The sequence below is a fragment of the Actinoalloteichus caeruleus genome (assembly GCF_049311605.1).
GTDB lineage: Bacteria > Actinomycetota > Actinomycetes > Mycobacteriales > Pseudonocardiaceae > Actinoalloteichus_B > Actinoalloteichus_B caeruleus.
This window is the reverse complement of record NZ_CP186005.1, coordinates 3,192,562-3,207,041: the sequence shown is the minus strand read 5'-3', so window position 1 is coordinate 3,207,041 and position 14,480 is coordinate 3,192,562. Positions and strand designations below refer to the sequence as shown.

At 75.0% G+C, this 14,480-nt stretch carries 12 protein-coding genes; 10 read left to right on the top strand and 2 right to left on the bottom strand.

All coding sequences use genetic code 11. The features are described 5' to 3' along the window. Nucleotides 1-105: 105 nt before the first annotated feature. Nucleotides 106-1,959 (bottom strand): N-6 DNA methylase, encoded by a 1,854-nt coding sequence (locus tag ACOJVX_RS13020; protein WP_051713511.1) that lies wholly within the window; start codon nt 1,957-1,959, stop codon nt 106-108. An 83-nt stretch (nt 1,960-2,042) separates the two neighbouring features. Here ACOJVX_RS13020 and ACOJVX_RS13015 point away from each other — a divergent pair, with 83 nt between their 5' ends. Further along, on the top strand, nt 2,043-2,924 hold the full coding sequence (locus ACOJVX_RS13015) for a PP2C family protein-serine/threonine phosphatase (protein ID WP_026418015.1): 882 nt from the start codon (nt 2,043-2,045) through the stop codon (nt 2,922-2,924). Between the two features lie 322 nt (nt 2,925-3,246). Beyond that, entirely contained in the window at nt 3,247-3,618 is a 372-nt protein-coding gene (locus tag ACOJVX_RS13010) for a DUF488 domain-containing protein (protein ID WP_026418014.1), read from the top strand. Between the two features lie 133 nt (nt 3,619-3,751). On the opposite strand, the gene ACOJVX_RS13005 is transcribed toward ACOJVX_RS13010, so the two are convergent. Next, a complete protein-coding gene (locus ACOJVX_RS13005; RefSeq protein WP_422646777.1) occupies nt 3,752-5,212 on the bottom strand; it encodes a four-carbon acid sugar kinase family protein in 1,461 nt (486 codons plus the stop codon). A 288-nt stretch (nt 5,213-5,500) separates the two neighbouring features. Here ACOJVX_RS13005 and ACOJVX_RS13000 point away from each other — a divergent pair, with 288 nt between their 5' ends. The 8 genes from ACOJVX_RS13000 to ACOJVX_RS12965 all read left to right on the top strand — a co-directional run bounded on the left by ACOJVX_RS13000 (nt 5,501) and on the right by ACOJVX_RS12965 (nt 14,475). After that, the gene (locus tag ACOJVX_RS13000; RefSeq protein ID WP_051313674.1) at nt 5,501-6,676 is read left to right on the top strand and encodes a cytochrome P450; all 1,176 of its coding nucleotides are present in this window, start codon (nt 5,501-5,503) and stop codon (nt 6,674-6,676) included. 470 nt (nt 6,677-7,146) lie between these two features. Then, nucleotides 7,147-7,752 carry a hypothetical protein gene (locus ACOJVX_RS12995; RefSeq protein WP_422646776.1) on the top strand — a complete coding sequence of 202 codons (606 nt, stop codon included), beginning with the start codon at nt 7,147-7,149 and terminating at the stop codon, nt 7,750-7,752. A gap of 182 nt (nt 7,753-7,934) precedes the next feature. Beyond that, the gene (locus tag ACOJVX_RS12990; protein WP_030107397.1) at nt 7,935-8,966 is read left to right on the top strand and encodes a BMP family ABC transporter substrate-binding protein; all 1,032 of its coding nucleotides are present in this window, start codon (nt 7,935-7,937) and stop codon (nt 8,964-8,966) included. Nucleotides 8,967-8,998: 32 nt separating this feature from the next. After that, nucleotides 8,999-10,546 carry an ABC transporter ATP-binding protein gene (locus tag ACOJVX_RS12985; RefSeq protein ID WP_418154089.1) on the top strand — a complete coding sequence of 516 codons (1,548 nt, stop codon included), beginning with the start codon at nt 8,999-9,001 and terminating at the stop codon, nt 10,544-10,546. After that, on the top strand, nt 10,543-11,616 hold the full coding sequence (locus ACOJVX_RS12980) for an ABC transporter permease (protein ID WP_418154090.1): 1,074 nt from the start codon (nt 10,543-10,545) through the stop codon (nt 11,614-11,616). The genes ACOJVX_RS12985 and ACOJVX_RS12980 overlap by 4 nt, the downstream gene beginning before the upstream one ends. After that, entirely contained in the window at nt 11,613-12,527 is a 915-nt protein-coding gene (locus ACOJVX_RS12975; RefSeq protein WP_026418008.1) for an ABC transporter permease, read from the top strand. The genes ACOJVX_RS12980 and ACOJVX_RS12975 overlap by 4 nt, the downstream gene beginning before the upstream one ends. Then, nucleotides 12,524-13,273, top strand: a complete 750-nt coding sequence (locus tag ACOJVX_RS12970; RefSeq protein WP_026418007.1) for a nucleoside phosphorylase — start codon at nt 12,524-12,526, stop codon at nt 13,271-13,273. The genes ACOJVX_RS12975 and ACOJVX_RS12970 overlap by 4 nt, the downstream gene beginning before the upstream one ends. After that, nucleotides 13,270-14,475 (top strand): acyl-CoA dehydrogenase family protein, encoded by a 1,206-nt coding sequence (locus ACOJVX_RS12965; RefSeq protein ID WP_418154092.1) that lies wholly within the window; start codon nt 13,270-13,272, stop codon nt 14,473-14,475. Before ACOJVX_RS12970 ends, ACOJVX_RS12965 begins: the two co-directional genes overlap by 4 nt. The last annotated feature ends 5 nt before the right edge of the window (nt 14,476-14,480 follow it).

Here is a 14,480-nt window from a genome sequence, read left to right as displayed (position 1 = left end):
GTGGGGGCGGGTGGGACGGGTGCGTGGGCGGCCGGGAGGGGTCGCGGGCCGGTGCGCCGTCCCGCCGGCGGGCGCGACGGCGGGGAGGGCGCGGTGTCGGAGGTCTCAGCTGCCCTCGCCCGGTGGTCCCGCCCCGTCTGCCTCCCCGGGCTCCCCGGGCCGCAGGGAGCCCTCGAGGAGGCCGTCGACGCCCAGCCGGACCAGGGTGCGCCCCAGTTCCGCGGCCTGTCGTGCCTGGTCCTGGAGTTGGAGCAGCCGCAGGACCACGCGTCCGTAGGCGCGTTGCTCCTCGATGGGCAGGCGGGGGACCTGGGCGCGGCGCGGGTCGACGCGGCTGGCCCCGGGCAGGTGCCGGGCGGTGGCGGCCAGCAGGACCCCGGCGAGGAAGTGCGGGTCGATCTGGTCGGGGTCGACGCGGTAGCGGGTGAGCGGGGGGGCGAGGATCGCGGGGGTGTCGACGACGCGGACGGCGCCGAGTCCGGCGACCACGTCCCCGATGTCGACGCGGACGCAGCCGGGTTGCCATTCGGCGCGGTCGGAGGGGGGGCCGCCCTCGGCGAGGTCGGTGGCGGTCAGCACGGGTTCTCGTCCTGTTCCGGTGGTCAGCCGGGTGGGGGCGGTGCGGATGGTGACCAGGCCCGCCCTGGCGAGTTCGCCCAGGGTGGTCGGGGTGGGTGGGGGGTGGTCGGGGGTCGGGGTGGGCGTGAGGGTGGGGGCGGCCAGGGTCAGTGCTCGCAGCTGGTCGAGGGCGGAGTGGAAGCGGGCGCCGAGGTTCTGGTGGTGGCGGCCGAGGCGGTGGCTGGTGGGTCCGACGTCGACGGTCTCGTCGAGCAGGTCGACCACGGGGAGGGCGGCGGCACCCGGGGGGAGGTCGTCGTGGCGGCCGGTGTCGAAGCGGCGCCAGGCGGTGAGCACGTCGGTGGGATCGTCCCCTTCGGCGGCCATCAGCATCAGGTGGGAGGGCGGGGTGTCCCCGGGGTGGGGGCGGCGCAGCAGCCAGAGGTCGACGGCGGGCGCGGCGAGGGTGACGACGGCGCGCAGGGCTCCGGCGCGCAGCAGGTTCGCCCTGATCCTCCTGCCGGCCCGGCGGCCCGCGGCGGCGGGTGGCATGAGCACGGCGGCGTGCCCGGCGGGTCGCAGCCGGGCCAGGCAGTGTTGGACCCAGGCCAGTTCGGACTCGCTTCGGGGGGGGATCCCGTACTGCCACCGGGGGTCGGCGGTGAGGTGGGCGTGTCCCCAGGACCGTTCGTTGAAGGGGGGGTCGCAGACGACGGCGTCGGCGAGTTCGGTGGCGAGGTGGTCGTCGAGCAGGGTGTCGGCGGGGGCGATCCGGGCGTCGACGGTGTGCAGCCGCAGTCGGGACTCGGTGATCGAGGCCCGGGTCGGGTCGATGTCCTGGCCGAGGCGGCGGGCCGAGGGGGCGGTCATCAGGAGTGTGCCCAGTCCGCAGGCGGGGTCGAGTACCGTGCCCCTGCCGGCGTCGGTGAGGGTGACCATCAGGGTCGCCAGGTCGGGGGAGGTGAGGGCGAGCCGGCGGGAGTGGGTTTCGGCGTAGCGGGCGCAGACGAACTCGAACGCGGCGGCGGGTCCGCGTTGTTCGGCGAGTCGGATGAGCAGTCTGGCGGTGTCGGGGTCGTCGAGTTCGGGTCGGTCGATCTCCGCCCGGGGGGTCAGGGAGAGCAGGAACCGGCCGGTCGCGGCGACCCGGTCGCCGAGGGACAGGTCGTCTCCCAGGCGGAGGCGTTGCCAGACCCGGTCGGCCAGCGACACCTCGTAGGGTTTGCCGTTGCGGCGGAGCCAGTCCTCGACCTCCCGCAGGGAGAACAGGGGGCTGGAGGTGGTGCCGGCGATCGGTTGGGGGAAGTCCTCGTGTCGGCGCCGCCAGTTGCTGACCGCGGCCCGGCCGACGTCAACGAGACGAGCGATCTCCGCCGCGTTCACGGTGGCGTCCTGGCTCATTTCCCCCACCCTAGTTCACACTACGTTCACCGTCCACAACCTACTCGCTTGTGAACACGATCAACCAGTGATTTACTGCCTCCATGATGCACACGAAGCCCCTGCTGTTGCGGTACGCCGCGGGCTCCGATGTTGGCCAACGGCGGGCGGTGAACCAGGACTCGGCGTACGCGAGTCCTCGCCTGCTGGCGGTGGCCGACGGGATGGGTGGGCACGCGCACGGCGAGGTCGCGAGCTCGGTGGTGGTGGCCACCCTCGTCGAGCTCGACGGTTCCCTCGCCGCCTCCGATCCGGATCGGGGCCGTGCCCTGGACCTGCTGGCCGGTGGGGTGAGCTCCGCCGCCGAGCGGCTGACCGAGCTCGCCCAGCGGGACGAGGACCTGGCGGGGATGGGGACCACGCTGACCGCGCTGATGTGGGACGGCTCCCGCCTCGCGCTGGCGCACGTGGGGGACTCCCGGGGCTACCTGCTGCGGGGCGGGGTGCTCTACCAGATCACCCGTGACCACACCATGATCCAGAGCCTGCTGGACGAGGGGCGGCTGACCCCCGAGGAAGCCGCCGACCACCCGCGCCGCTCGGTGGTGATGCGGGCGTTGCAGAGCCACGGCTCGGCCGACCCGGACCTGTCCTCCCACGACGCGCAGGTGGGCGACCGCTACCTGCTGTGCTCCGACGGGCTGACGGCCGTGGTGAGCGCCGAGACGGTGCACGAGGTGCTCAGCACGGTCGAGGACCGCCAGGAGGCCATCCGGCAGCTGATCGACCTGGCGAACCGGGGCGGCGGACCGGACAACATCACCTGCGTGGTCGCCGACGTCGTGGAGTCCGAGCCGGACCCGGAGCCGCAGCCGGGCCTGGTGGTGGGCGCGGCCCAGGACCAGGGCGTGACCGCTGATCCGACGTCCGGGCCGGCCTGGTTGTCCCGGTGGACCGGGGAGGTCTTCCCCGCCGACGCGGACTGACCGCCAGCACCGGGTCCCCTGGCGGACCCGCAGGGCAGGCCGAGGCGGCCGATCATCCGACGACGAGCACGACCAGGACGTCACGCGTCCGCGCGCGCCGACCAGCACCGGCGGCGGGGCGGGCCTGGCCGTCCGTCCCCGACCGGCCTCGCTCCGCCTTCCCGGCCGAGGACCCCGCCCGCCTCCGCGCGGCCCGGCGGCGTCGACGGGTTTCCCGGGCCGGGCCCGGGCAATCCTGGCGGGTGAGGGCCCCGCGTGGGGCGGGCCCGCGCGGTCCGGTGGTACCCGGACCGAGCCCGGCGACGGTGACGGGAGCGGAGGAATGTCACACATCGGTTATCGGCGGGTGTACGAGGAGCCCCGGTTCCGTGACGGCGTGCGGGTGCTGGTCGACCGGGTGTGGCCGAGGGGAATGCGCCGCGAGGACGCCCACCTCGACGAGTGGTTGCGGGCGGTCGCTCCCTCCACGGAGTTGCGGCACTGGTACGGCCACGATCCCGACCGGTTCCCGGAGTTCCGCCGCCGCTACCTGCGGGAACTGCGGGAACCCGGGCGGCGGGACGCCGCGGGGCACCTCCAGGACCTGGCCAGGTCCGCTCCGGTGACACTGCTGACGGCCAGCCGGGACCTCGACCACAGCCAGGCGGCGGTCCTGGCGGCCTGGCTGGCCGAGCACACCCCCGAATCGGCCTGAGCGGCCGCCGGGGGCTCCGCCCACCCCGGGTCGGCGGCCCGGCACCGCGGCACCCGAGGGACACCGCCGGGCGGACGAGGCGGTCGGCGCCCGGGGGCGGGACGCCGGTCGAGGGCGGTCCCGCCCGGGGCCACTACCCGCGGGCTGGGGGTGGAGCCACGCGGTGGACGACCTCCACCAGGGAACCCTCGTCCCCCACGTTGCCGGGGAACACGGTGTAGCGCGGGCCGGCGGGCCGCCCGTCGAGGTCGAGTGGTTGCCACAGCGAGACCGCCCCCGGCAGCAGGGAGCCCAGGACGCGGGCGCGTCGGACCCCGAGGCCGTGCACGGCGACCTCGTGGGAGGTGATGCCGCCCTTGGCGACCACGCAGGAGGGCGGGCACTCCCGCCGCACCGCGCGGACGACGGAGACCAGGGCCCGGGAGACGACCCGGGCGATGCGCAGGCTGTCGGCGGCGTCGACGCCGCGGCGCAGGGCTCGGGAGGTTTCCAGGAGGACGTCGTCACCGCGCCGCAACGCGCCCACGACCCGGCGGGCGGCCTCGTCCACCACGTCGTCCGGGGCGGTGAGCAGGGTGTCCACCGGGAGCGTGACGTCCACCAGCGGACGGGCCGCGCGCAGCGCGGCGGTCTGGGCGGTGGTGAGCGCGGTGTGCGAGCCCACGACCACGAGCACCCCGCTCTCGCGTGGGACGGGGGCGGGCTGGAGGGGGGCCGCTGAGGGCAGTCCGGCCCGCACCCGGACGTAGGCCGGGCCGGTGCGGTACAGGAACCGGTGCCCGGCCCGTTCCAGTTCGGCCAGGGCCAGCGCGGTGACCTCCATGTCCTCGGCGGCGGCGGCGTCGAGGGCGACCACGGCCGGTGGGGACGAGGGGCTCCGGTCGGACAGCCGGCGGTCCAGGAGCGCGACCACCCCGGCCACTCCCCCCTGGCGGATGGTGGCGAGGTCGACGACGGTGACCTCCGCCGGGCTGATCCGGCCGCCGCTGCGCTCGGCCACCCACCCGGGCAGGTCCCCGGCGGTGAAGCCGAAGGTGGCGTCGCGGGAGAACTCGGTGCGCTCGGCCGGGGTCCACACCCCCTCCACGCGGACCAGGTGCTGGCCTCCGACGGTGACCCGGCCGGCCTCGTGGTAGGCGGGGCACAGGACGACGGCGTCGGTGGCTTCGCCGGTGGCCCGCCGCCAGGCGGCGGCGAGCGCGTCGGTCTCGACCGGGTAGTGGCCCCGCAGCGTGGAGTCGCCGCGGCTGAGCAGTCGGACGGTCACGCCGACGCTGGTCGCCGCCCTGGCGAGGGTGGTGGCGACCTCGGTGGCCACCCGGTGGGCCGCGTCGGGGTCCAGGGAACGGGAGTTGGTGAGCACGAAGAGCAGGCCGCGGGTTCGGGCGTGCCGTAGCCCCCAGCGCAGTTCGCGGTCCGACCAGGCCGTGACGAGGGGCACGTCGTGGACGGTTTGGGCGCCGGTGGGGTCGTCGTCGACGGCGACCAGGACGGTGCCGTCGCCCACGAGGCCCTCGGCGAGCCGCGGGAGGGCTCGGGGTTCGCGGCGGGGTGGCGCGATCTCGTCGGCGGGAGGGTAGGCGGGAGTGCTCATCGCGGTGGGCGGCCGGGGCCGCTGCTCCTTTCCGGGGAGTCGGCGGGAACCCGATCCGACCACGGGACACCGCTCGGGTGCCAGGGCGGGGCGCCCCTGACGGTCCGTGCGCCCCTCCCCCAGGGACCGGGTGATGAACCCAGCGCACCGACACGGTCACGCACCGCTATCCTGATCACGGGGTGTGCCCGGATCGTCCCGCGTTGGCGACGGTGTGTGCCCGTCTCGTCCCGGTGCCTCACCGGTTCTCGTCCCTTCCGTCCGTCGTCACTGCCGAAGGAGGGCGCCGTGGCCGCCCCTGTCCAGCTGTCGTTCGAGCAACGCTGTCCCCTGCACGTGGCTCCCGGGCTGCGCGAGTTGCAGGCCACCGGGCCCATCCACCGCATCCGCACCGCCGTCGGCGACGACGCGTGGTTGGTGACCGGCTACACCGAGGTGCGCGCGCTGCTCGACGATCCCCGGGTGGGCCGGTCCCACCCCGATCCGGCCCGCGCGGCCCGCTCCGGGGACGCGGCGTTGCAGGGCGGTCCGATGGGCGAGTTCGCCAGCGAGGACTCCGACCACGCGCGGTTGCGGACGCTGATCCAACCCCACCTCTCCCCCGCCCGGCTCCGACCGTTCACCCCGCGCGTCGAGGCCCTGGTCGAGGAGTGCCTGGACCGGCTCGCCGCGGCGGGCCCGGGCCCGGTGGATTTCGCGCGGCTCGTGGCGGCGTGGCTGCCCACGGCCGTCATCTGCGCGCTGATCGGCGTGCCCGACGCCGACCGGGACCGATTCCGCGGTCACGCCCGGGCGATGGCCGACCTGCGGGACGCCGAGCGGTCCCGGCGGGGGATGGCGGAGCTGTTCGAGTACTGCCGGCGGCTGGTGGCGGTGAAACGGCGGACGCCGGGGGAGGACGTCGTCTCCCGCCTGCTCGCCCGGGACGGGGTGACCGACGAGGACGCGGCACGGGCCTGCGTGCTGCTGCTCTTCGGGGGCGAGGCCGCGGTGATGGCGATCGGGATCGGGGCCGTGCTGCTGCTCACCGACGCCGGCCAGCGGGAGGAGCTGCGGGCCCGGCCGGACCGGATGCCCGGCGCGGTCGAGGAGATGCTGCGCGGCATGGACAAGGGCGGGGACGGCGTGTCCCGGTACGCCCGGGCGGACCTGCGGGTGGGCGAGGTGGTGGTGCGGGCCGGGGACCTGTTGCTGCTGGATACCGGAGCGGCCAACCACGACGTCTCGGTGTACGCGGCACCCGACCGGTTCGATGTGGGTCGCCGCGACGCGCCGCACCTGTCGTTCGGGCACGGTTCCCGCTACTGCGCGGGGGCGCCGCTGGCCCGGGTGGAGCTGCGGGTGCTCTTCACCCGGCTGCTCGCCCGGTTCCCGGGGATGCGCCTGGCGGTGGACCCCGCGCGGTTGCGGGTGGAACGGGACGTGGTCGCCGGAGGCCTGGCGGAGTTGCCCGTGCTGCTGTGACCTGGCCGGTGCGGGCGCTGGGGGTGCGCGAAGCGGCCGCGCCCCCCGGGGTGTGTTCGCCCCGCCGTGGGGCCTTCGCCTCCTCCCGTGGTGGTGGGCCCGGCCCCGAGCGGCGCGTCGCCGGCCGGCTCCACTGTGCTCGGTGGGCTCGGGGTGGACGAATCCGAGGGCGGTGCCGGGACCGCCCCGGCTCCTCTAGTGGCCACGCCGGGGTCGTCCAGCCGAGCGGGGTCCCCCGTTCGGGTGGCACTCCTCCGCCGGCTGTCTCGCTGGCTGGGACGAGGGGACGATCAGCGTGAGCTCCAACGGGTTCGATCGGGTGAGATCGCGGGCAGGGTGTGGACGTCCGGGTCCACCGCGATCGGGAGACGTGGTCGATGGGAGCTGGGCGGGACGAGGGTGGGGCACGCGGTGCGGCGCGGGGGGCCCCGCACGAGGACGCGCCGAGCCGGCGGCGCGGGCGGTGGGGCGTGGCCACCGCCGTCGCGGTGGTGCTCGTCGCCGTCACGATCGGCGCCCTGGTGTGGGGAGGCCGGGGTGCGCGGGAGCCGGCCGCGGCCCCGAGTCCCGGCCCGGTCCCCTCAGCGTCGGAGCCGTCGGCGGAGGCGGGGGGCGGTTGCCCGAGCCGCCCGGAGCCCACCGACGAGTTCCTGGTGGCGGTCTGCGCCGAGGAGAACAGGCAGGGGCGCGGGCGGGCACTGGCCGCGGCGGCGGCGGACACCGGGTTCAGCATCGGGCTCGACGGTGCCGTGCCGACCGAGGGGTACATGGTGTCCTTCGGGGACGCTCCCGTGGTGGAGCTGCCCGGGTGGGTGCTGGGGCGGACCGGGGAACTGCGGCGGCGGGTGGAGGACTACCTGCTGGAGAACCGGTCCTTCTTCGCGGAGCGGACGGATGCCTACCTGGGCGGGTGGGTCAACCCGGAGACCGGGCGGCTGGTCATCGAGGTCTCCGAACGCCACCTCGACCGGGACGCCGCGGTGGCGGCGGGCGCCGAGCGGGGCCAGATCGCCATCTACGACCTGGCCGAGGGCGCGGACATCCTGGTGGACCCGGCGCCGACGCCCGGGAGGTGAGCGTCGCCGACCCCGACCGCACCCCCGTCGTCCCATTCCCTGGGAAGGTCGTGGCCTTCGCCGCCGAGTTCTTCCCAGATCCTGGCACAGCCGACTAGCCTTCCCCCATTCGAGTGATGTACCTGCTCACCGACGGTGTCGGAACCCGCTGGGGTGGCGCCGTCACGGCACGAAGGACCGTGATGTCTCGTCCGCTGCGCCTCGCCACGCTCGCCGTCGTCACCTCGCTCACCGCGGTGGGCTGCAACGCGGCGTCCACCGACTCGGCGGGCTCCTCCGAGGACGGACCGTCCTTCGTCCTGGTCACCCCCAACCCGGTCGGGGTCAACGACTTCCTCACCCTGTCGGTGCGGGGCGTCGAGGAGGCCGCCGACCAGCACCGTGGCAGCCACCGCACCTTCGAGAGCACCGACCCCGCCTCCCTCCAGCACAACGTCGCCGCCGCCGTCCGCGACCAACCCGACGTCGTCGTCGCCGTCGGCTTCAACTTCGCCGACGTCCTCGCCCAGGAAGCCGAACGGAACCCCGACCAGCAGTTCCTCTTCGTGGACTCCTGCACCGAGGACCCCTTCCCCAACGTCACCTGCGCCACCTTCCGCGAACACGAGGCCGCCTACCTCGCCGGGGCGCAGGCGGGCCTGCTCACCCAGACCGACAGGGTCGGCGCCGTCGTCGTCCTGGACTCCCCCCAGTTCCACCGGTTCTCCCTCCCCTTCGCCGACGGCGCCGCCCGCACCAACCCCGACGTCGAGTTCACCCAGTTGTTCATCGGCGGCCAGAACCCCTTCAACGACCCGGCCCGCGCCAAGGAACTCGCCGCGACCCTCGCCGGCTCCGGAGTGGACCACGTCATGGGCGCCGCCTCGGCCGCCGGGAACCTCGGCGTCTTCGAGGCCGCCGCCGACCACGGCATCCACGCCTTCGGCGTCGACTCCAACCAGTGCCCGGCCAGCCCCGGCCAGGTGGTCGACAACGTCGTCAAACGCACCGACGTGGTCATCGCCGACGGCATCGAGGCCATCCTGGCCGGCGACACCGGCGGGAACCGCTCCTACGGCCTGGCCGAGGAGGGCGTGTCCCTGAACGGGCTCCTCGACGACGTCGACGAGTCCGGCTGCGTCATCGCCGAGCACCCCGAGGTCGTCGAACAGGTCCGCCAGCTGCACGACGAGATCGTCGCCGGCGACACCGTCGTCACCGACCCCGCCGCCTGAGCGGCCACGACGGCGGGAAAGGCCGAACACCGGTGACCAACACCGACAACGGGACGAACCACACCACGCCGCGCCCGGTCGTGCGACTGCGGGGCATCACGGTCCGCTACCCCGGCGTACTGGCCAACGACAGCGTCGACCTGGACCTCGCCGCCGGCGAGATCCACGCGCTGATGGGGGAGAACGGAGCCGGCAAGTCCACCCTGGCCTCCGTGCTCTACGGGGCGCGCCGCCCCGACACCGGCACCCTCGACCTGTTCGGCGCCCCCACCCGGCTGGCCAGCCCCGCCGACGCGATCGCGGCGGGCATCGGCATGGTCCACCAGCACTTCATGCTCTTCCCCGGCCTGACCGTGGCCGAGAACGTCGTCTACGGCGCGGAACCCCTCCACCGGTTCGGCGTGGTCGACCGCGCCGCCGCCCGCCGGGCGGTGGCCGACCTGGTGCGCCGCTACGGCCTGGACCTCGACCCCGACGCCCTGGTGCGCGACCTGCCCGTCGGGGTGCGGCAACGGGTGGAGATCCTCAAACTGCTCCACCGGGGCGCCCGCGTGCTCATCCTCGACGAACCGACGGCGGTGCTCACCCCCGGCGAGGCCGACCGGCTCTTCACCGTCCTGCGAGGCCTGGCCGCCGAAGGCCGCGCGGTGCTGCTGGTCACCCACAAACTCGGCGAGGTGCTCGCGGTCAGCCACCGGGTGACGGTGCTGCGCGACGGCCGACGCACCACGGTCCTGCGTACCGAGGAGACCACCGCCGGTGACCTGGCCGCCGCCATGACCGGCCGCGACCTCGACCTGGACGTGGTGCACCCCCCGGGGACCCCCGGCGAACCCGTGCTGGAGGTGCGGGAGCTCACCGTGTCCGGCCGGGGCACCAAACCAGCGGTGGACGCCGCGACGTTCACCGTGCGCGCCGGGGAGATCGTGGGTATCGCCGGTGTCGCCGGCAACGGGCAGGCCGAGCTGGTGGCCGCCGTGGTGGGTCTGCGCCGCGCACGGTCGGGCGTCGTGCGGTTGCGGGGCGAGGAGATCACCCATGCCCCGGTGGCCGACCGGCGCCGCCGGGGCCTGGCCTACCTGCCCGAGGACCGGGGCGAGGTGGGGGCCGCCGGGCAGGCCTCACTCGCCGACAACCTGGCGGCGGGGTTCCACCGCGGCCCGCTCCTCGGCCGGTTCGGGTTCCTCTCCCCCACCGCCCTGACCCGCCACGCCCGCCGGATCATCGACCGGTTCCGGGTGCGCACCCCCGACACGCGCACCCCGATCGCCGCGCTGTCCGGGGGCAACCAGCAGAAGGCCGTCCTGGGCCGCGAACTGGCGCACCAGGCCCCGCTGCTGGTCGCCGAGCAACCGACCCGGGGCGTGGACATCGGGGCCGTGCAGGCCATCCACGCCGAACTGGTGGCCTACCGGGACGCCGGCCACGCGGTGCTGCTGGTCTCGGCCGAACTCAGCGAGATCCGCGGTCTCTCCGACCGGGTCCTGGTCTGCTACGACGGGCGCGTCGTGGCCGAGTGGGACAGGGACGAGGCCACCGAACACCGCATCGGACTCGCCATGGCCGGGGAGGCCGGATGACCAGCCGCACCGCCGAGGCCACACCACCGGCCGGCACCGCCCGCCCGTCCCGCCTGCTCCGCACCCGAGGCGGGGTGGTCGCCCTGGCCATCCTGACCGGCGTCGTCGTGGGCACCCTCGTCCTGGCCGGCACGGGAACCAACCCGCTGACCGCCTACGCCGCCCTGGCCACCGGGGCGTTCGGACCGGACAACCTCCCCGACACCCTCAGCTACGTCCTGCCGGTGCTGGGCATGGCCACCGCGCTCGCGATCCCCCTGCGCGCCGGCATGGTCAACCTCGGCGGCGAGGGCCAGCTGGTACTCGGAGCCGTCGGCGCCCTGGTCACCGGCCTGTTCAGCCCACTGCCAGCACCCCTGACCGTGGTCGCGGCCCTGCTGGTGGGAACGCTGGCCGGGGCGTCCTACGCGGCGCTGGCCGCGCTGTGCGACAGCCACCTCGGGGTGCCCCTGCTGGTGAGCTCCCTGCTGCTGTCCTACCCGGCGATCTCCTTCGCCTCCTACCTGGTCCGGTTCCCCCTCGCCGACCCCGGCTCCAGCCTCCCGCAGAGCGAACGGCTGCCCGCCGGGGTGGCCCTGCCCACCCTCGGCGCCGGGCAGATCTCGGTCGGCCTGGTCGCCGTCCTGGCCGTGGTCGCCGCCTACACCGTGGTGGACCGCCGCACCCCCGCCGGGTACGAGGTGCGGATGACCGGGCTCGGCGCCCGGTTCGCCTCCTACGCCGGCATCGACCGGCCGCGCCTGACCGTGCGGGTCCTGGCCGCCTCCGGGGGCATCGCCGGCCTGGTGGGCGCCATCCTGGTGTTGGGGTTCCCGTTCCGCTTCATCGACGGGGCGCTGATCAGCCCCCAGTACACGTGGATCGGGCTGATGGCCGCGTTGCTGGCCGCCGCCCACCCCGTCGGCACCGCCGTCGCGGCGTTCTTCTTCGCCGCGCTGACCAGCGGCGCGTTCGAGATGGAACGGATCACCCAGGCGCCGCGCGAACTCACCGCCATCGTGCAGGCCCTGGTCATCATCGTGCTGGCCACCTCCACGGGCCTGCTGCGCGGCAAGGGAGGGCCCCGGTGACCATCGACCCCGCGTTGTTCTCGGCGGCGCTGCGCGCGCTGACCCCGATCCTGTTCGCCGCCCTGGCCGGGGCGTTGTGCCAGCGGGCCGGGATCTTCAACATCTCCCTGGAGGGGACGATGCTCGTGGGCTGCTTCGCCGGGGTGGCGGGCAGCTGGTTCACCGGCAACCCCTGGCTGGGCGTGGCGCTGGCCGTGGCCGCCTCGGCCGCGTTCTCCCTGGTGTTGGCGGTGGGATCGGTGTCGTTGGGCGGCGACGCCATCGTGATCTCGGTGGCGATGAACCTGCTGGCCGTCGGCCTCACCGCGTTCCTGCTGCGGACCGTCTTCGGCGCCCAGGGCAGCTTCAGCGACCCCGAGCTGCGCGGCCTCGACCGGGTGCGGCTGCCCCTGGTCGAGGAGATCCCCCTGCTCGGCCCCGTCCTCTCCGGACACTCCCCCCTGGTCTACGTCTCCTGGCTGGCGGTGGCCGTGACCGCCGTCCTGCTCTACCGGTGCCGGTGGGGGCTGCGGCTGCGCGGCCTGGGGGAGAACCCGGCGGCCGCGGCCAGCCTCGGCGTGCGGGTGACCCGCCAGCGGTACCTGGTGGTCGTGGCCGGCGGCGGCCTGTGCGGCCTGGGCGGAGCGCAACTGGCCCTGGGCAACGTCACGCTCTTCGCCGAGAATATGACCGCCGGCCGGGGGTGGATCGCGGTGGTCGCGGTGATGCTGGGGGCGGCGGCACCGGTCGGGGTGTTCCTCGCCGCGCTGCTGTTCGGGCTCGCCGAGGCCCTCGGTTTCCGGTTGCAGGGCCTGGGGCTGCCGCAACAGGCCACCGACGCGGCCCCCTACGTCGTCACCCTGATCGCCCTGTTCGTCTCCAGCCGGCGGCTGCGCCGGCGCGACCCCGTGGAAGGTGCGGTGGACCGATGACGGTCATCCTCCCCATCACGAAGATCCCCCGCGAGGGCCTGCCCACCCGGGCCCTGGTCGTCGGCGACCCCGCCCGCGCCGACGCCGTCGCCGCCCAGCTCGACGACGCCCAACTCCTCGGGGAGAACCGGGAGTACCGCAGCTACCGGGGCCGGTGGCGCGGCACCGACCTCGTCGTCTCCTCCCACGGCGTCGGCGGCCCCGGCGCGCTGTGCCTGTTCACCGAGCTCGCCGCCGCCGGGGTGCGCACCTACCTGCGGCTGGGCACCGCCGGATCGCTCACCGACACCGTCGGCGACGGTGACCTGGTGGTGGCCGAGGCCGCGGTCCGCGACGACGGCGTCACCCCGCAACTGGTGCCCGCCGAGTACCCCTCGTTCGCCACCCCCGAGGCGGTGCTGGCCCTGACCGCGGCGGCCCGCGAACACCGCCTGCGCCATCACCGGGGACTGGTCTGGACACGGGCCGCGTTCTCCCCGGGAGTGCTCGAACTCCCCGTCCGCCAGTACCAGGCGGCCCGGGTCATCGCCATCGAGATGGAGCTGTCCACCCTGCTGGTCTTCGCCGCCCTGCGCGGGTTCACCGCCGGCGGCGCCCTGGTCATCGACGGCAACGCCTCCCAGGACAACGCCGACCCCACCCGCTACTCGCCGCACCGGGCCGTGGTGACCGAGGCCGTCCGGGCCTCCGTCGCGGTGGCCCTGGACGCGCTGGTCAGCCTCGACGTCGAGGAGGACCGGGCATGACGGGCGAGGACCACCCGGGCGCGGAGCCCGCGGCCACCCACTGGCTGGCGGTCGCCGACGAGGTCGCGCGCACCTTGGCCGGCGACGCCGTGGAGCGGGAACAGGCCAACGAACACCCGCGCCGGGAGGTCGCGTTGCTGCGGGACGCCGGCCTGCTGGCGCTGCTGGTCCCGGCCGAGGCGGGCGGCGCCGGCCACCAGTGGCCGTTGGCCCACCAGGTGCTGCGGCGGATCGCCGCCGCCGACGCCTCGGTGGGTCACCTGCTCGGCTACCACTGGTTCCAACTGTGGCGCACCCGGCTGTTCGACCGGCCCGACCTCACCGCACGACTGGAACGGAACACCGCCGAGGACCGGCTGTTCTGGGCGGGGGTCAGCAACCCCCGCGACGCGGCCCTGGCCCTCACCCCCACCGGGCGCGGGTGGCGGGTCACCGGGCGCAAGTCCTTCGCCACCGGGGCCAGCGTCGCCGACCGGCTCGTGGTCAGCGGCACCGAGGACACCAGCGGACGCAAGCTGACCTTCGTGACCGACGCCGCCGACCCTGGCATCCACTACCTCGGCGACTGGGACAACCTCGGGCAACGCCTCTCCGCCAGCGGCGGCGTCGAGTTCCGCGACGTCCTCGTCCACCCCGACGACGTCCTCGGCGCCCAACCGGAGGAGGACGGCGGCGCCGCGCACCGCCAGTCCCTGGCCCCCCTGGGATTCCAGCTGCTGCTCAGCCAGCTCCACGTCGGCATCGCCCACGGCGCCCTGACCACGGCCGCCGGGTACACCACCGAACGCACCCGGGCCTGGTCGGCCTCCGGCGTGGAACGCGCCGTGGACGACCCGCACGTCCTCGCCGGCTACGGCGGCCTCACCGCCCGCATCGAGGCCGCCGCCTGCCTGGTCGACACCGCCGCCGAGGCCTTCGACGCGGCCGCCGCCGCCGGGCAGGCCCTGGACGCCGCCACGCGCGGCCGGGCCGCGCTGCGGATCTCCCAGGCCAAGGTCGTCAGCACCGAGGTCGTCAACGCCGTCACCACCGAGGTGTTCGAGCTCACCGGGGCGCGGGCCACCGCCAACCGGTACGGCCTCGACCGGTTCTGGCGCAACGCCAGGACCATCACCTTGCACGACCCGGTCAAGTACAAGGCCGCCGAGATCGGCCGGCACCTGCTGACCGGCCACTACCCGCCGGTCACCGGATACAGCTGAGGAAC

Excerpts from the sequence above, each read along its gene's own strand:
- ACOJVX_RS13020 (WP_051713511.1), bottom strand. The coding sequence starts at position 1,959 with ATGAGCCAGGACGCCACCGTGAACGCGGCGGAGATCGCTCGTCTCGTT.
- ACOJVX_RS13015 (WP_026418015.1), top strand. The coding sequence starts at position 2,043 with ATGATGCACACGAAGCCCCTGCTGTTGCGGTACGCCGCGGGCTCCGAT.
- ACOJVX_RS13010 (WP_026418014.1), top strand. The coding sequence starts at position 3,247 with ATGTCACACATCGGTTATCGGCGGGTGTACGAGGAGCCCCGGTTCCGT.
- ACOJVX_RS13005 (WP_422646777.1), bottom strand. The coding sequence starts at position 5,212 with ATGAGCACTCCCGCCTACCCTCCCGCCGACGAGATCGCGCCACCCCGC.
- ACOJVX_RS12990 (WP_030107397.1), top strand. The coding sequence starts at position 7,935 with ATGTCTCGTCCGCTGCGCCTCGCCACGCTCGCCGTCGTCACCTCGCTC.
- ACOJVX_RS12980 (WP_418154090.1), top strand. The coding sequence starts at position 10,543 with ATGACCAGCCGCACCGCCGAGGCCACACCACCGGCCGGCACCGCCCGC.
- ACOJVX_RS12970 (WP_026418007.1), top strand. The coding sequence starts at position 12,524 with ATGACGGTCATCCTCCCCATCACGAAGATCCCCCGCGAGGGCCTGCCC.
- ACOJVX_RS12965 (WP_418154092.1), top strand. The coding sequence starts at position 13,270 with ATGACGGGCGAGGACCACCCGGGCGCGGAGCCCGCGGCCACCCACTGG.